Genomic DNA, 17330 nt, shown 5'->3' with positions numbered 1-17330 from the left:
TATGACGCAGAACGGTACCAGCGTGTCGATCGAGGATCTGTCGCTGAATTTCGGCGCCGTGTCGGTGCTGCAGACGCTCAACCTCGACGTCGCCGAGGGCGAGTTCATCGTGCTGCTCGGGCCGTCGGGCTGCGGCAAGTCGACCTTGCTCAACTGCATCGCCGGTCTGCTCGACATTTCGCACGGCCGCATCTTCATCAAGGGCAAGAACGTCACCTGGGAAGAGCCCAAGGACCGCGGCATCGGCATGGTGTTCCAGTCCTACGCTCTCTATCCGCAGATGACGGTGGAGAAGAACCTGTCCTTCGGCCTGCGCGTCGCCGGCGTGCCCAAGGACGAGATCGCCAGGCGCATCGCGCGCGCCGCCGAGATCCTGCAGATCGAGCCGCTCCTGCAACGCAAGCCGTCGGCGCTCTCCGGCGGCCAGCGCCAGCGCGTGGCGATCGGGCGCGCGCTGGTGCGCGACGTCGACGTCTTCCTGTTCGACGAGCCGCTTTCCAATCTCGACGCCAAGCTGCGGGCGGAACTGCGCGTCGAGATCAAGCTGCTGCACCGCAAGCTCGAGAACACGATGATCTACGTCACCCATGACCAGATCGAGGCTATGACGCTCGCCGACCGCATCGCGGTGATGAAGGGCGGCGTCATCCAGCAGCTCGACGCTCCGCAGACGATCTACAACCGCCCGGTCAACCGCTTCGTCGCCGGCTTCCTCGGTTCGCCGGCGATGAACTTCATCGACGGCAGTCTGGAGAAGGACAAAGGCGACTGGCACTTCGTCGTCGAGGATGTGCGCATTCCGCTTGGCACCTATGCCTTCGAGAAGGAGCCGACGCCGGGACTGGCCGTGTTCGGCATGCGCCCCGAGCATGTCGCCTTCAACAGCGGCTCGGGCTGGCCGTTTTCGGCGACGGCGAATGTCGAGGTCGTCGAGCCGATGGGCTCCGACACGCTGGTCTGGCTGAAGCTCGGCGGGCAGAATTTCACCGTCAGGGTGACGTCGGAGCGCACGCCAAGCAATGCGGACGCGGTCAGTATTGGTTTCGATCCAATGCGCGCCTCGCTCTTCGACGCGCAAACCGGCAACCGCCTTTAACCTCCCAAGCAGCCATCCCCCAAGAAACGGACAGAGACGATGAACTGGTCATTCCAACTTTACAGCGCCCGCAATTTCCAACCTTGGGAAGGGGTGCTGCAGACGCTCGGCAAGCTCGGCTACAAGGAAGTCGAAGGGTTTGGCGGCGTCTATGACGATCCGAAATCCTTCCGCGCCGAGCTCGACAAGAACGGGCTGGCCATGCCGACCGGGCATTTCTCGATCGACGCGCTCGAGAACGACTTCGACGGCGTGCGCAAGATCGCCGACGCGCTCGGCGTCACGCTTTTGATCTGCCCCTATCTGCTCCCCGAGCAGAGGCCGGCGGACGCTGCCGGCTGGCGCGGTTTCGGCGAGCGACTGGCCAAGGTCGGCGAGACGGCAAAGAAGGCCGGCTATGGCTTTGCCTGGCACAATCATGATTTCGAGTTCAAGGCACTTGCCGACGGCTCGGTGCCGCAGGACCACATCTTTGCCGCCGCACCCGATATCAGCTGGGAGATGGACGTCGCCTGGGTGGTGCGCGGCGGCGCGGATCCGCTGCCCTGGATCGAGAAGCACGGCAAGCGCATCAGCGCCGTCCACGTCAAGGACATCGCCAAGCCGGGCGAGGGCCTCGACGAGGATGGCTGGTCGGATGTCGGTCATGGCACGATGGACTGGGCCGGCCTGATCAAGACGTTGCGCGCCAAGAGCGCCGCCAAGTACTTTGTCATGGAGCAGGACAACCCCAACGACATCGAGCGCTTCGCCCGCCGCTCCATCGCATCCGTCAAGGCTTACTAGGAACAATCGACATGGCAAAGAAACTGGGTATCGGCGTTATCGGCTGCGGCAACATCTCGAAAGCGTATTTCTCGCTGGCGCCGCTGTTCCGCGGCATTGAGATGCGTGCCTGCGCCGACATCAACATGGACGCTGCGAAGGCGCGGGCGAAGGAGTTCAAGCTGCGCGCCGAGACGGTCAATGACCTGCTCAAGGCGGACGACATCGACATCATCGTCAACCTGACGATTCCGGCCGTGCACTATGAGGTGTCGAAGGAGATCCTCGACGCCGGCAAGCACGTCTATTCGGAAAAGCCGTTCGTGCTATCGATCAAGGAGGGGCTCGACCTGAAAGGCCGGGCCGAGAAGAAGGGACTGCGCATCGGCTCGGCGCCGGACACCTTCCTCGGCGGCGCGCATCAGCTGGTGCGCAACCTGATCGACACCGGCGCGCTCGGCAAGATCACCAGCGGCACCTGCCATGTGATGGGTCACGGCATGGAGCACTGGCATCCCAATCCGGATTTCTTTTTCCAGCCGGGCGCCGGCCCGGTGCTCGACATCGGGCCGTACTACATCACCAACCTGATCCAGCTGGTCGGGCCGGTGAAGCAGGTCGCGGCCTTCGCCTCGACGCCGGCCAAGGAACGGACGATTTCGTCGAAACCGCGCGCGGGCGAGAAAATCCCGGTCAACACGCCGACCACCATCCACGGCCTGCTGGAGTTCGAGAACGGCGCGGTGGTGACGCTCAACACCAGCTGGGATGTCTGGAGCCACGGCCATGCGCCGATGGAACTCTATGGCGAGGCGGGAACGGTGTACGTGCCGGATCCGAATTTCTTCGGCGGCGACGTGCGCTTCACCGAGGCGGCGAAACCGGTCAAGAAGCTGCCGAAATGGAAGCATCCGTTCGGCGTGCCGAACGAAATGCATTCGCAAGGCATGATGGCCAACTACCGCACCGCCGGCCTTGCCGACATGGCGCTGGCGATCGCGGAGGGGCGGCCGCACCGCTGCTCGATGGAGCTGGCGCTGCACGCCGTCGACGTGATGACAGGCCTGTTGCGCTCGGGCGAAACGGGCAAGTTCGTCGCCATGCAGACGACCTGCGAGCGGCCGGCCGCACTCGGCGTCACGGAAGCCAAGGACCTGCTGGCGAAGAGGAAATAGACCGCTGAGATTATCGATAATTTTGACTGGCCCTCTCCCCCTTCTCTCGGGGAGAGGGTAAAGGGTGGGCCGCAGGGCATGGTCAGCGCGTTGCGGTGAACCATGCCGATCCGTTCAGATCCGAGGATTTCCCATGCCCTATGTCGCCGCCGAAAACCGCTACGAGAAAATGCTCTACAACCGCTGTGGGCGGTCTGGGCTGAAGCTGCCCGCGATCTCGCTCGGGCTGTGGCACAATTTCGGCAATGACACGCCGCACAAGACCAAGCAGGCGATCGTGCGCAAGGCGTTCGACCTCGGCATCACCCATTTCGACCTCGCCAACAACTATGGTCCGCCGCCGGGCTCGGCGGAGACCGCTTTCGGTGAAATCCTGCGCACCGATTTCGCCGCCTATCGCGACGAGCTGATCATCTCGACCAAAGCCGGCTACGAGATGTGGCCGGGGCCGTATGGCGAGTGGGGCGGGCGCAAATATGTGCTGGCCAGCCTCGACCAGAGCCTGAAGCGGATGGGGCTCGACTATGTCGACATCTTCTATTCGCACCGTTTCGACCCCGACACGCCGCTGGAAGAGACGATGAGCGCGCTCGACCATGCGGTGCGCTCGGGCAAGGCGCTTTATGCCGGCATCTCGTCCTACAATTCGCAGCGTACGCGTGAGGCGGCCGACATATTGAAGCAGCTCGGCACGCCTTGCATCATTCACCAGCCAAGCTATTCGATGCTCAACCGCTGGGTCGAGGAGGACGGGCTGCTCGACACGCTGGAAGGGCTCGGCGTCGGCTCGATCGTGTTCTCGCCGCTGGCGCAAGGCATGCTGACCAACAAATATCTGGGTGGCATCCCGGAGGGCAGCCGCGCCTCGCAAAGCAAGTCGCTCAGGCCCGCCTTCATCAACGACAAGACGATCACCAACATCAAGGCGCTGAACGCCATTGCCGGCCGCCGCGGCCAGACGCTGGCGCAGATGGCGCTGGCCTGGGTGCTGCGCAGGGGCCGGGTCACCTCGGCGCTGATCGGCGCCAGCCGGCCGGAGCAGGTCGAGGATTGCGTCGGCGCGCTGAAGACACTCGACTTCAGCGATGCGGAACTGGCCGAGATCGACAGCTACGCGCGCGAGGCCGACATCAATCTGTGGGCGGCCTCGGCGGAGCGCAAGGGTCCGCCGCGCAAGTAGATGGCGTCGGCATGGCGTGAAAAGAAACGGCGGGCCTTGCCCGCCGTTTTTGTTTTGAGAGAGGCGGGAGGCTCAAGGCTTGGCCGGCTTCTGCGCGGTACCGACACCGGCCTTGGGCTTTGCGGGCGCCGGCGTGGTCTTCATCTTCTCCTCGATCCAGCCGCTGTAATTGGCCAGCCGCGTATAGATGCCGTAGGCGTTCTTGTGGCCGCAGGCCGCACTGCCGTCATTCGGCCCTTCGCCCCAGGAAACGACGCCAATCTGGACCGGGCCGTCGGCACCGGTCATGAACAGCGGGCCGCCGCTGTCGCCATTGCAGGCATCGCGCTCGCCGCTGGCGGTGCCGGCGCAGATCATGTTGCCGGTCAGCGGATCCGACATGTCGGCGGCAATGGCGCTGGCCGCCGCGTCGATGCCCTTTTCCGAATAGCGCATGCGATGGGAAAGGTCGCCAAGTGCTGTCTTCAGGTCGCGCGCGTAGATGTCCTTGATGCCGCTGTTGCAGGTCGCGTTCGGCTGCAGGTCGAGGTCGGCGACCATCAGTGCCGTCGGGAAGGTGCCGTCCTGCATCTTGCCCCAGCCGGTGACCGTGGTCTTGCCGCTGTCTGGCGTTGCCTCACGGGCGACCTTGATCGTCGGCGCGTCCGCCGGCTCGGCCAGCCGGATCAGGCCGAGGTCGTTGTCCATCGTCTGCTCACTATAGCCTTCGTTGACGATCACCTCCGCCGCCTTGTAGCGCTTGCCTTCGCCGAGATCGGTGGCGCCGGTCAGCACGGTGACCGCGCCCGCCGGGATCGGCCGGCCGTTGTCTACGAGGCAGTGCGCGGCCGTCAGCACCCATTGTGGCGCGATCAGGCTGCCGCCGCAGAACTGGGCGTCCGGCTGCGAGGCCGGGCTGGCGTCCAGCCTGTCGCTTGTCAGCAGCGCCACCTGGAAAGGAAAAGCGCCCTTCTCGGCCTCCTTGCCGCCATAGACGCGATCGGCGCCGTCGGGGTTCTCGGCCTTGGCCTTCGCCCTTGCTTCCGCGACGCGCTTCATTGGCGAGACTGCTGCTTCCGGCCGTGCGGGCCCATCGGCCGCGTGGATGGCGTTGAGCGTCGCGAGCGCCGCGATGCCGGCCAGCAGTGCTGTGGCGAGCGGCCTGAACCGATGGATGATGTTCACCATGACCTCCTGAGACGAACGTTCCCGAACAGGCCGGCCCGGCGCATGATCCGCTGCCCGAGGCACCGGTTTTGAACGACCGGCCACGCGCAGCCCGGATCGGCGCGCAAACCGGTCATAAAACCGAATGCCACTTCTGCTAATCGTGCCCGCGAGCAGAACCCGCTCAAACCTATAGCCCCCCACGGGCTACGTGGAAGCGATTTGTCATTGCCAATGTTGGAATATTTTAGGCAGTATATCGAAGGGGAGTTTTTGGCGGGGGCCTCAACTGACCGCGCGGGGCAATGATCTGGTCGGCGTTACCAAAACTCGGTTTTGGCGCCACCACGATCTCGACAATATTTCTGTATCTTGATCCAGTCCTTGCTGACTTTTGGGAGAGTCTCACCGTGACAAAACTGACGAACACCATCATTGCGTCCGCGTTTCTTTCCACCGCGATGTGGCTGGTGCCCGCCTTCGCCGCCAATCCCGGCACTGCCAATGCCGGCAATGGCGAAAGCATGCGCGATGCGGGATCGGGCGACTACAAACCGGGCCGGGCAAAGCCGATCGCGCCGCCGAAACTGACCGAGGACGAGGCCAGCCGCGCCGCACCGCTCGCCGACGAGGACGCGGCGGTCAAGTCCTATGGCATCGTCGGACGTTCCGCCGACGGCAAGGAGATCAAGATCGAGGCGAACGAGGCGCTGAAGGAACTGATCATCGAGGAACTGAACAAACCGGCCGACGGGGGGGCCGACGCTTCAGGTCCGCAGAACACCGGAGACCCCGGGCTGACGGAAGGCGAAGCAGGCCGCCAGGTGTTCGGCACAGACGACCGCGAGCAGGTCAAGAACACCAAGACCTATCCGTTCTCGGCCATCGGCTATCTCGAGGCCAAGTCGCCCAAGACCGGCAAGTTCGGCAGCTGCTCGGCGACGCTGATCGGTCCGCGCACCGTGCTTACCGCGGCGCACTGCCTCTACAGCCATGAGGATGGCGCCTGGCTCGACGAATATCTGTTCGTGCCGGGCCTCAACGGCAGCACCGCCGACGATGCGCCGTTCGGCGCCTTCACCTATGAAAGCGCCTATGTCCTGCAGGGCTTCATCGACAACTACCAGGGTTTCTACGGCTCGGTCGTGCCGTGGGATCTCGGCATCGTCACGCTGAAGCAGGATGTCGGCACCAATCTCGGCTGGCTGGGCTATGCCAACTACGAGGATCTGGGCGACTTCACCGCCAATATCGTCGGCTATCCCGGCGACAAGCCGATGGGCACGATGTGGAAGGCAAGTTGCGAAGTGCATGCCGAAAACATCGGCACGGACTATTTCCAGTACGATTGCGATACGTTCCCGGGTTCGAGCGGCAGCTCGGTCTACGCCTATGACAACGCCGCCAAGCAGCGTGTCATCACCGGCGTGAACGTCGCCGAAAGTCCGGACGCCAACACCGCGGTCAGGCTCCACGCCGCCAATATCGAGTGGATCAACAGCCTCTACAAATGAGGCTTGTTCCGACCCGCTGATAGGAGCGATCGAACAACCGGCGGTAGGGTTGATCCCACTGCCGGTTTTTCACATCCGGGCCACCGATCGCTTCGCCCTTATTTGGACGTCGCCTCGGGCTGCTCCTGGCGCACATAGGTCTCGATCGCCGAGGCGAAGTTGGCGGAGCCGGCCTTGCGCTGCTTGTCTATATAGCCGGCGAAATAACTCCAGAAGGAAACGGCATAGTCGCGGAAATAGGCGTCCGCCACCTTGCGCGAACAGAGGTCGCTCTCGACGCAGATGGAAAGGCGGTTGAGGAAATAGACGATGCGGTCGAAGTGATCGCTGAAATCGGCAAGCGGCATACTCCCGCCATCGCCGGTCATCGCCTCGATGCCGATGCGCTGCCTGAACACCTGTTCCTCGGTCGGCGTCGGATTGGCGCTAAGCAGATTGTCGTATTTGGTGTTCAGCGCCGCCAGCCGCTCCTTGAGCGCGCGTTGCGCCTGCTGCAAGTCCTTGCTCTCCCAGAGCTCGACCAGCGCCATGGTCTGCTCGACGCGCTTCTGCTCCTGGTTGGCCAGGAACTGGAAGACGGAGAACAGAAGCGTGAAGATGATCACAAGCCGCACCAAAAGGCCCGACCAGGCGTAGGCCAGCATGCGCCAGTCGCGATCGGTGAAGGGGTTCGATTCCTTCTTGATCTCGTGGCTGCTCGGCCACGGGAAACCCTCGGTGGTTTCCGGCAGCGCCTCGGCCTTCTTGGCCGGCGAAGGCTCGGCCGTCGTCAGCGCCGTCGCAGGCACTACTTGTTCTGTCACCTTGCCCCCCGGCTTCTTCATCGGCAGCTGTCCAGATCGATGGTGGCGGTCGGGTCGAGCACGATGCCCGGCGCCTCAAGCTTCCTTTTCAGGCAGTCGAGCTGAGGGCGCGAGACCATGAACTGCACGTCCGGTTCGGCGGGTGCCTTGTTCGGCGAGGGCAGGGCCTCGACCACGCCACGCGAGGCGCAGTCGCTGAGATCGACCACGACGGCTTCGTTGCCGGTCTTGGCGATCTGGTCGTACTGGTCGAGAAAGCAGCCCGCCAGTTCGGAATTGGTGACGATCTGCTTGGCGCAGAGGCCGCAGCTCTCCTCCGCCCAGGCAGGGGCGAGCGGCAGCGCCGCGAAAAGAAGGCCCGCTCCGAGCCAGTAATGCAGGTTGGTTCTCACAAGCGTCCTCATCCTTTCCGTGCCGCGCCAGAATGTCCACGCACAAGGCCGGTCGCGCAAGAGCCGATGCAGCGGTTGCGACAGGCTTTTGCGGCGGCCTGCGCTCAGGCGCGCGGCACTGTCTCCATCGGAAAAATCATCACCGCGCCCTTCGGGCCGCTCCTGTCGGCAAGCTTCATCACCGAGCGTGTCGAAGGTGCCATGCCGATATCGGCGAGCATGTCGGAGAAGCCGGAGCCGCCGACCGTGCGGGTGGCCGAAGGCACGCCGTCCTGCGCCAGGAAGCTCAGGTCCTCCTTCTCGCTCTGCGGCGGTGCCTCGGTCAGCACGGCGATCATCCGCTCCATGCCGAAGCTGGTGTCGGTGAAGGCCAGCAGCCCCTCCCGCAAGCCGGCATCCGGCGAGCCGTTGGCGGGCGCCAGCCGCTCGGCGACGATATGGGTGATGGAATAGTCGCTGCCGACATAGAGCACGTTGATGTCGACATATTTGTCGGAATCGTTCCTGGCCCTGATATGCACCTCGTCGCCCGGCGAGACGCGCGGCACGGTCGAGGCCTGCAGCGGCTCCAGTGCGTCGCCGCCCTGGCGCCTGATCTCGAACTCGACGCTGACCTCTTCCGGCCGGTAGTCGGACGCGGCGGCCAGCCTGGAGAGGCCGGTGGCGCGGAAGATGGTGGTCAGGTTCTTCGCCGTCGCCTCGACTAGCTTGGCGCGATCATCCGGGTGAATGATTATCAGCGGCGGCCTGCCGCCGTCCTTCACATCGCCGGAGGCCGGCAGGAACCACAGCGCCGGCTTGTCGGTGGCAGCGGCCGCGGCGCCGGCGATCGCGTTCTCGCGCAGCACCGCCAGTCGCAGATCGGCGCTCTTGCCGGGCTCGACCAGCTCGACGTGGAAGCCGGATTTCTCCCTGGCCGCCAGTTCGTCCAGAACCGAATTCACCAGCGCGGTCTCCTTGTCGAGGCCGTCGGTCGCCGCCGGCCGCGCCACCACGAGCTTGTAGTCGACCGCGAGCTCGGCGACGCGCGCATAGGCATTGGCCGGGATATCAGCCAGCGTCAGCGCCGGCTTGCCGTCGAGCTCCACCGGCTTCACCCAGCTCTCCAGGTTCCTGGCCGACTGCACCTCGACATAGCCGAGCGCTTCAGACAGTTGCGACAGGGCCGAAGGCAGGATGGCGAGCTTGCTTCCGGGGGTGAGTCGCTGCAGCAGCCCGGCGCCAATCGTCGCCGCACCGTCCTTGACGACCAGCGGCCATTGCATGACCGCATCGGCCCTGTCGGTGCCGAAGACGCGCGCATCGAGCTCGCCTTCGAAGAGCGGCGTCGGCCGCGTGCGGCTGTCGGCCGAATATTGCTGCAGTACCGCCTGGCCGAGCTGGCGGTAGGTGACTGCGGGGTTCTCGGCCAGCTTGGACAGGATGGTGAAGGTGAACAGGCCGAAGCGCGGCGCATCGGCGGTGCCCTTGGGCAGCGGCATCTCCGGCGTCGTTTCGACGGTCTGCGCGGCATAGAAGGCGACCAGCTTGCCCTTGGCGGTCGATTCGGCGCCAGTCGGCGTCAGGTGGAAGGCGGGCTTGCGCTGGCCGTTCTCGTCGAAGCCGCGCGTCGCGGTCGCCGCGATGTCCGCATAGAGCTTCACGGCAGCTGCCCGTTCGGCCTCGCCGCCGCCGACCAGATCGGCAAACTCGACCTTGCGCTCCATCTCGTCGTCGACCTTGGCGGCGCGTGTCGCCGTGCCGGAATGGCAGCAGTCGAACACCACCCAGACGAAGGCGCCCTTGTCGCGGATGGCGTCGAGCGCGGCGCCGACCTCATTGTCGACGAGCGCGTTGGGCACGCCCGCCTCGCGGTTGACCCATTTTTCGATGTCGACGGGAAGGAAGATCTCGTCGAGGCCGTCGGTCTCGTCGCCCTTGGTCGCCTGGGGCTGCTGGGCGCCATGGCCGGACAGATGCAGATAGACGAAGTCGTCGCGCTTGACCCTGGCAGCGAGGTTGGCCAGCGCCGCCTTGATCGCCGCGTGCGTCGGCAGGCCGGCGGCGCCGTCGACATCCTTGGCAAGCAGGGTGACGTTCCCGGGCGCGAACTTCACCGGGGCCGGGGTGTTCCTCAGCAGGTAGTCGCGCACCAGGCCGGCATCGTTCTTCGGCCCGATCAGCCAGTTCTTCTTCGGCAGGTTCGGATAGTCGGTGCAAGCGACCAGCAGCGCGTGATAGGTGCGCTGGGCGGCAAGCGCACGGAACGACAACGTCCCCGCAGCCGTCAGCGCGGAGGCGCCGACAAGCAGCGTCCGGCGTGTCAATCTGATCATGGATGCCCCCCAAGCCCGATCGAATTCGCAAGCAGTGGTAACCCTCGTCGATGATTTTGTCAGTATTTTGAAGGCTGGTTGCGCGATGGCGATGACCAATCACCGAAGCGGTGCCGTCGATGGCGACGGAAACAGTGGCAAAAGAGGCGGTTCGTCGCTATCTCAGTGGAATTCAGGCCACTTGCATGCGCAAATGGCGCGCGGACGGCGCAAGCAGACTGGAAGCAGGACCATGGCGGCAAGGGATGTGCTGACGAAGAACCAGTTGTGCGTGCTCGAAAAGCTCGAGGCCGCCAGCGGACCGCTCAGCGCCTATATGTTGCTCGACCAGCTGCGCGAACGCGGCTTTCGCGCGCCGCTGCAGGTCTATCGCGCCCTCGATACGCTGGTGAAGTCGGGTTTCGTGCACCGGCTGGAGAGCCTCAACTCCTTCGTCGCCTGCGCCGAGCCGCACGACCACAGCCATTCGATGACCGCCTTCGCCATTTGCGACACATGCGGCCAGGTGACCGAGATGTCCGACCATGATGTCGACCACCGTCTGGACGAATGGGTGCGCTCGACGGGCTTTGCCGCCAAGAAGGCGGTAATCGAGTTTCGCGGTGTATGCGCCAAGTGCCGGGCCGAGGCGGCCTAGGGTCTATTGATATTCAGGTGAGGCCGGCCTGCAAATGGCGGGCTCCAGCGTTTCCCGTGCTCGCGTACCTCAAGTACGCTCCGCTCCGGTTCTCGGAACCCACCCTTCTCGGCTCGGCCTGACCTGAATCTCAACAGACCCCGGAGCGAATCGCATCAGCGCGCGGTCGACCAGGCGAACCAGAACGCGACCAGCGCCAGCAGGGCGGAAAGCAGCCGTCGGGCAAATCGCTCCCGTCTTGGATCGTTGAGGAACGGTTCCAGCGTCCCCGCCAGCACAACGATGACGCCGTGAACAGCAGTCGCGATCGCCACATAGACCGCGGTGAGCATGACTGTCTGGGAAAGGACCGGCCGTGAGGCGTCGACGAAGGTCGGCAGCACCGCGACGTAAAAGACCGCCGCCTTGGGGTTCAGGAGATTGGTGACGAGCCCGCGCATGAAATGCTTGCCGTGCGCGCCGCCGGCGCTCGATACGACGTCCGTTCCCGCGGTCCAGCCTTCCCAGGCGAGGTAGAGAAGGAACAGCACCCCGGCCCAGCGAAGTCCCTCGTAGAGCGGCCGAGATGCCTGGATCAGTTCGGCGACGCCGAAGGCCGCGACCGCGCCGACGGTCGCCAGTCCCGAGGCGATACCCGCCACCGTGGCAAAGCCGGCGCGGCGTCCCTGGCTGGCGGAAATCAGCGCCAGATAGGTCATGTTCGGACCCGGCGTGAGTTCGATCAGCAGGCATGCAAGCGAAAAGGAGAGGACCGGGGCTGTCGAGGACGGCAGCAACGCGTTCACATCAATGCGCCTCGTCCCAGTTGTTGGCGGCCCGCGCATCGACATGCAGCGGCACCGACATCGACACCGCCGGCATCGGCGCGTTCTCCATCACCCGGCGCACGACGGGAAGCGTCGCCTCGACCTCGGACTCCACGGTCTCGAAGATCAGCTCGTCATGCACCTGCAACAGCATGCGGGCCGACAGGCCGGCCTTCTCCAGCGCCTCCTCCATATGCACCATGGCGCGGCGGATGATATCGGCTGCCGTGCCCTGCAGCCTGGCGTTGATCGAGGCGCGCTCGTTGAAGGCGCGGATCGACGGGTTGGACGAGCGTATCTCCGGATAGTGGATACGGCGGCCGAATATGGTTTCGACAAAGCCGTGCTCGCGGGCGTAGGCCTTGGTCGCCTCGATATAGTCGCGGATGCCCGGGAAGCGCTCGAAATATTTCTTGATGTAGGCGCCGGCCTCCTCGCGCGGGATCGACAGCTGGTTGGCGAGGCCGAAGGCCGAGATGCCGTAGATGATGCCGAAATTGATCGCCTTGGCGCGGCGGCGCACTTCGGAAGGCATGCCTTCGACCGGCACATTGAACATCTCGGATGCGGTGATGGCGTGGATGTCGGCGCCATCGGCGAAAGCCTGCTTGAGTTGCGGGATCTCGGCGACGTGGGCGAGCACCCGCAATTCGATCTGGCTGTAGTCGGCCGAGACCAGCTTGTGGCCCTTTTCGGCGATGAAGGCAGTCCTGATCTTGCGCCCCTCGGCGGTGCGCACCGGGATATTCTGCAGATTGGGGTCGGAGGACGAGAGACGTCCCGTTGTCGTCGCGGCCAGCGCATAGGAGGTGTGGACGCGTTTTGTGTCGGGATGGATGAAGCCAGGCAGCGCGTCGGTATAGGTCGATTTCAGTTTCGTCAGCTGGCGCCAGTCGACGATCTTGCGCGGCAGTTCATGGCCTTCGGCCGCAAGGTCCTCCAGGAGCTGCGCCGAGGTCGACCATTGCCCGGTCTTGGTCTTCGAGCCGCCCGGCAGGCCCATCTTGCCGAACAAAATGTCGCCGAGCTGCTTGGGCGAGCCGATGTTGATGCGCTCGCCGACGATGCCGTAGATCTCCTCCTCGACGCGGGCCGCACCCTGCGCCAGCTCTCCCGACAGCCTGGAGAGGATCTGCCGGTCGACGGAGATGCCGCGCTGCTCCATCCGGGCCAGCACCGGCACCAGCGGCCGCTCCAGCCGCTCGTAGACGGAAACCAGGCCCTTGGCGGCAAGCCTGGGCTTCAGCACCTGCCAGAGCCTCAGCGTGATATCGGCCTGCCCGGCGGCGTAGGCGGTCGCGCGCTCGATATCGACCTGATCGAAGCCGACGGCGCTTTTCCCCGATCCGGCAAGCTCCTTCTTGGAGGCCGGGGCATGGCCCAGCCATTTTTCCGAGAGGCCGGCCAGGTCGTGGCCGCCGGACGTGCCGGCGTCAAGCACATAGGAGATCAGCATCGTGTCGTCGAATGGGCCGATCTCGATGCCGTGGCGGCTCATCACGACGATGTCGTATTTCAGGTCCTGCACGATCTTGAGAACGGACCTGTCCTGCAAGAGAGGCTTCAGCAGCGCCAACGCCTCGCGGACGGGGATCTGGTTCCCCAGCATGCCGCCGCCCAGCAAGTCGCCGGTGCCGCTCTTGTGGAGGAGCGGCAGATAGGCGGCGCGGCCGGGCGCGACCGCCATGGACAGGCCGATCAACTCGGCCTGCATCGGGTCGGGCGAGCTGGCCTCGGTGTCGAAGGCGAGGACACCGGCTTCCCGTGCCTCGGCGATCCAGGCCGTCAGCGCCGCTGCATCGCGAATGGCGACATAGGCCGATGTGTCGATCTTGCGCGCCGCCGCCTGCTCCAGGCGAAGCGCCGAGAGCAGGGAAGGGGTGTCGCCCTGCGGCGGCGCGTCTTCTCCCCGGATGGCCGGCGCTGGCTTGTCGGCGTCGTTGCCGGCGGGCGTGGCCCGTGCTGCCGGCGGCGCGCCGGCTCCGACATCGGGTCCGTGCGCGGTATCGGCGCGCTCGATGGTGACGGCGGCGGCCTGGACGTCACCGATCTCGGTTCCGGTCGCTTCGGCGACGCGGCGGGTCAGCGTGGTGAATTCCATGGTCTTGAGGAAGCCGATCAGCTTCGGCCCATCCGGCGCATGCAGCTCGAAGTCGCCGAGCCCGTCGGCGACCGGCACGTCGTTCTTCAGCGTCACCAGCTGGCGCGAGATGCGCGCCTTGTCGGCATTGGCGATGATCGATTCCCGCCGCTTCTCCTGCTTGATTTCGGCGGCGCGCGCCAGCAGCGCGTCGAGGTCGCCGAACTGCTCCAGAAGCTGCGCCGCCGTCTTCGGCCCGATGCCGGGCACGCCCGGCACATTGTCGACCGAGTCGCCGGTGAGCGCCTGCAGGTCGATCATCTTCTCCGGCGGCACGCCCCATTTCTCGATCACTTCGGGGATGCCGATCTGGCGGTCCTTCATCGGGTCGTACATGCCGACCGTGGGACCGACCAGCTGCATCAGATCCTTGTCGGAGGAGATGATGGTGGTGTCGCCGCCAGCCTCGCAGGCAAGCCGGCAATAAGTGGCGATGAGGTCGTCGGCCTCGAAGCCCTCCATCTCGATGCAGGGAAGATTGAAAGCCGTGGTCGCCTGGCGGATCAGGCCGAACTGCGGGATCAGGTCCTCTGGCGGCGCCGAGCGGTTGGCCTTGTATTCGGGGTAGAGATCGTTGCGGAAGGTCTTCGAGGAATAGTCGAAGATGACGGCGAAATGCGTCGGCACCACGCCGACATCGGTGTTGCGGGCATCCTGCATCAGCTTCCACACCATGTTGCAGAAGCCGAGCACGGCATTGGTGGGCAAGCCGTCGGATTTGCGATTGAGCGGCGGCAGCGCGTGATAGGCGCGGAAAATGTAGCCGGAGCCGTCGACGAGGAAGAGATGATCGCCTTTTTTCATGCCGGCAGGGATAGCGCGGCCAGACGGCGCGGTCCATGCCAAAGGCGGCTGAAAACCACCGGTTCCGGCAACACCCTGACAGAGGCTGCCGCCGAATGATCCGGCCACTCACGGGCATGTTACAAAAGTGTAATACTGGTGCCCTTGAATCGCCACGTTCACAGACCCAAATATGGGTCATCGGCAGTTTTCGCCGAAGTCCGGAGCAAGGCCCGTCCCCCGCCTATCCCGGACAACTGCGGCAGCCTATCCCCCCTCTCCGGGCTGCCGCAACGTTTCGAGTAAGGCCGCCGTGGTTCCCCCTCCACCACGGCGGCTTTTTTTCGCCTTGAGGTCCGACATACCGGTCTGGATGTTTTTCCGCAGCCAAACGCGCTTGGTCCAACGTTCCCGGCTTTTCGTTTTCGGCTCGCCCCTTTAGGGTCGGCGCAAAATCGAAAGGCCAGAAAATGTCCAGAATCTCCCCCGTCCTCGATCGTCTCGACCAGAATCTCGACCAGAGCCTGGAACGGCTGTTCGGGCTGCTCGGCATCAAGTCGATCTCCACCGATCCGGCCTATGCCGGCGACTGCCGCAAGGCGGCGGCGTGGCTGGTGGCCGAGCTGAAGCTGATCGGCTTCGACGCCAGCGTGCGCGACACGCCCGGCCATCCGATGGTGGTGGCGCATCACGACGGGCCGGCGGGCGCGCCGCATGTGCTGTTCTACGGCCATTACGACGTGCAGCCGGTCGATCCGATCGACTTGTGGGAAAGCGATCCGTTCGCGCCGGCGATCAAGGAGATCGAGCCCGGCCGCAAGGTAATCACCGGCCGCGGCTCGGCCGACGACAAGGGCCAGCTGATGACCTTCGTCGAGGCCTGCCGCGCCTGGAAGCAGGTGCATGGCGGCCTGCCTTGCCGCATCACCATCCTGTTCGAGGGCGAGGAGGAGTCCGGCTCGCCGTCGCTGAAGCCGTTCCTGGCGGCCAACGCCGCCGAGCTCAAGACCGATTTCGCATTGGTCTGCGACACCGGCATGTGGGATCGCGAGACGCCCTCCATCTGCGTGTCGCTGCGCGGCATGGTCGGCGAAGAGGTCACCGTGAAGGCGGCCGATCGCGACCTGCATTCGGGGCTCTATGGCGGGGCTGCCGCCAATCCGATCCGCATCCTGGCCGGGATCCTGGCCGATATCCACGACAAGGACGGGCGCATCACCATCCCGGGCTTCTATGACGGTGTCGAGGAGACGCCGTCGCAGGTGCTGAAGTCGTGGGAAACGCTCGGCGAGACCGCCGAGAGCTTCCTCGAGCCCATCGGCCTGTCGATCCCGTCGGGCGAAAAGGGGCGTTCGGTGCTCGAACTGACCTGGGCGCGGCCGACGGCGGAGTTCAACGGCATTATCGGCGGCTATACCGGCAAGGGCTTCAAGACGGTGATCGCGGCGGAGGCCTCGGCCAAGGTGTCGTTCCGCCTCGTCCACAAGCAGGACCCGGAGAAGATCCGCGCCGCATTCCAGGCTTTCGTCAGGGAGCGCATTCCGGCCGATTGCTCGGTCGAATTCCACCCGCATGGCGGCTCGCCGGCGATCCAGCTTTCCTATGACTCGCCATTCCTGGCCAAGGCCAAGGAGGCGCTGTCGGATGAATGGCCGAAGCCGGCGGTGACCACGGGCAGCGGCGGCTCGATCCCTGTGGTCGGCGATTTCCAGACCTATCTCGGCATCGAATCCCTGCTGGTCGGTTTCGGCCTCGACGACGACCGGATCCACTCGCCCAACGAGAAATACGAGCTCACCTCCTTCCACAAGGGGCAGCGCTCCTGGGCCCGCATTCTTGACGCGCTGACACGCTGAGGCGGCGCGAAGGACAACTTTCTGTTGATTTTTGGATGGATCGCGGCGAGGACGAACCAACAGCGCAGGCCGCGATCCGGAGACAATGATGAGCGACATCCGCTTCCACAAGAACGACTTGCCCGACCTGTCCCATTACAATGTCGGGGCGGTGGCGATCGACACCGAGACGCTCGGCCTCAATCCGCACCGCGACAGGCTGTGCGTGGTGCAGATCTCGCCCGGCGACGGCAGCGCCGACGTGATCCAGATCGCGCCCGGCCAGAAGAAGGCGCCGAACCTGGTCAGCCTGCTGCGCAACCGCAGCGTCACCAAACTGTTCCATTACGGCCGCTTCGACATCGCCGTGCTCTACAACGCCTTCGGCGTCATGGCGGAACCGGTTTTCTGCACCAAGATCGCCTCGCGGCTGACCCGCACCTATACCGACCGGCATGGGCTGAAGGACCTTTGCGGCGAGCTTCTCGGAGTGACCCTGTCGAAGGTGCAGCAGTCGTCGGACTGGGCAGCGGAGACCCTGTCGCCGGAACAGCTCGAATATGCCGCCTCCGACGTGCTCTATCTGCACCGGCTGCGCGAGGTGCTGGCCGGCCGGCTGGCGCGCGAGGGCCGCACGAAGGAGGCCGACGCCTGCTTCCGCTTCCTGCCGACGCGTGCCAAACTCGACCTGATGGGCTGGGGCGAGGAGGATATCTTCGCCCATAGCTGACGGCCGTGGGAGG

The 17330-nt window shown here is 64.9% G+C and carries 14 protein-coding genes; 8 read left to right on the top strand and 6 right to left on the bottom strand.

The annotated features are described in order from the left end of the window. Position 1: 1 nt before the first annotated feature. The 4 genes from ugpC to mgrA all read left to right on the top strand — a co-directional run bounded on the left by ugpC (position 2) and on the right by mgrA (position 4216). Positions 2-1096: a sn-glycerol-3-phosphate ABC transporter ATP-binding protein UgpC gene (gene ugpC / locus EN846_RS09130; RefSeq protein ID WP_127392328.1), complete on the top strand. Its 1095-nt coding sequence runs from the start codon at positions 2-4 to the stop codon at positions 1094-1096. Between the two features lie 39 nt (positions 1097-1135). Further along, positions 1136-1882 carry a sugar phosphate isomerase/epimerase gene (locus EN846_RS09125; RefSeq protein ID WP_127392329.1) on the top strand — a complete coding sequence of 249 codons (747 nt, stop codon included), beginning with the start codon at positions 1136-1138 and terminating at the stop codon, positions 1880-1882. Between the two features lie 11 nt (positions 1883-1893). Further along, complete coding sequence (locus tag EN846_RS09120; RefSeq protein WP_127392330.1) at positions 1894-3036, top strand: Gfo/Idh/MocA family oxidoreductase; 1143 nt, start codon at positions 1894-1896, stop codon at positions 3034-3036. Between the two features lie 133 nt (positions 3037-3169). Then, positions 3170-4216, top strand: coding sequence for an L-glyceraldehyde 3-phosphate reductase (gene mgrA / locus EN846_RS09115; RefSeq protein WP_127392331.1), 1047 nt, complete (start codon positions 3170-3172; stop codon positions 4214-4216). Positions 4217-4288: 72 nt separating this feature from the next. On the opposite strand, the gene EN846_RS09110 is transcribed toward mgrA, so the two are convergent. Further along, entirely contained in the window at positions 4289-5383 is a 1095-nt protein-coding gene (locus EN846_RS09110; protein ID WP_245493445.1) for a trypsin-like serine protease, read from the bottom strand. Positions 5384-5772: 389 nt separating this feature from the next. Between EN846_RS09110 and EN846_RS09105 the strand changes: the two genes are divergently transcribed. Then, positions 5773-6876 carry a serine protease gene (locus EN846_RS09105; RefSeq protein WP_127392332.1) on the top strand — a complete coding sequence of 368 codons (1104 nt, stop codon included), beginning with the start codon at positions 5773-5775 and terminating at the stop codon, positions 6874-6876. A 98-nt stretch (positions 6877-6974) separates the two neighbouring features. On the opposite strand, the gene EN846_RS09100 is transcribed toward EN846_RS09105, so the two are convergent. The 3 genes from EN846_RS09100 to EN846_RS09090 all read right to left on the bottom strand — a co-directional run bounded on the left by EN846_RS09100 (position 6975) and on the right by EN846_RS09090 (position 10386). Then, complete coding sequence (locus EN846_RS09100; protein ID WP_127283007.1) at positions 6975-7700, bottom strand: hypothetical protein; 726 nt, start codon at positions 7698-7700, stop codon at positions 6975-6977. Further along, positions 7697-8071: a hypothetical protein gene (locus tag EN846_RS09095; RefSeq protein ID WP_245478393.1), complete on the bottom strand. Its 375-nt coding sequence runs from the start codon at positions 8069-8071 to the stop codon at positions 7697-7699. The genes EN846_RS09100 and EN846_RS09095 overlap by 4 nt, the downstream gene beginning before the upstream one ends. Positions 8072-8175: 104 nt before the next feature. Continuing rightward, positions 8176-10386 (bottom strand): caspase family protein, encoded by a 2211-nt coding sequence (locus EN846_RS09090; RefSeq protein ID WP_135858315.1) that lies wholly within the window; start codon positions 10384-10386, stop codon positions 8176-8178. Between the two features lie 232 nt (positions 10387-10618). On the opposite strand from EN846_RS09090, the gene EN846_RS09085 reads away from it, so the two are divergent. Continuing rightward, complete coding sequence (locus EN846_RS09085) at positions 10619-11023, top strand: Fur family transcriptional regulator (RefSeq protein ID WP_126058257.1); 405 nt, start codon at positions 10619-10621, stop codon at positions 11021-11023. Positions 11024-11178: 155 nt separating this feature from the next. Here EN846_RS09085 and EN846_RS09080 read toward each other — a convergent pair whose 3' ends face one another. Beyond that, a complete protein-coding gene (locus EN846_RS09080) occupies positions 11179-11808 on the bottom strand; it encodes a LysE family translocator (RefSeq protein ID WP_245493349.1) in 630 nt (209 codons plus the stop codon). A gap of 1 nt (position 11809) precedes the next feature. Further along, entirely contained in the window at positions 11810-14773 is a 2964-nt protein-coding gene (gene polA / locus EN846_RS09075; protein WP_187331322.1) for a DNA polymerase I, read from the bottom strand. 449 nt (positions 14774-15222) lie between these two features. On the opposite strand from polA, the gene EN846_RS09070 reads away from it, so the two are divergent. Then, positions 15223-16608: a M20/M25/M40 family metallo-hydrolase gene (locus EN846_RS09070; protein ID WP_127282374.1), complete on the top strand. Its 1386-nt coding sequence runs from the start codon at positions 15223-15225 to the stop codon at positions 16606-16608. An 88-nt stretch (positions 16609-16696) separates the two neighbouring features. Further along, positions 16697-17317: a ribonuclease D gene (locus EN846_RS09065; protein ID WP_127392932.1), complete on the top strand. Its 621-nt coding sequence runs from the start codon at positions 16697-16699 to the stop codon at positions 17315-17317. Positions 17318-17330 lie beyond the last annotated feature (13 nt).

The sequence above is a fragment of the Mesorhizobium sp. M4B.F.Ca.ET.203.01.1.1 genome, assembly GCF_004791025.1.
Taxonomy (GTDB): Bacteria; Pseudomonadota; Alphaproteobacteria; order Rhizobiales; family Rhizobiaceae; genus Mesorhizobium; species Mesorhizobium abyssinicae.
This window is presented reverse-complemented; position numbering and strand designations above follow the sequence as displayed.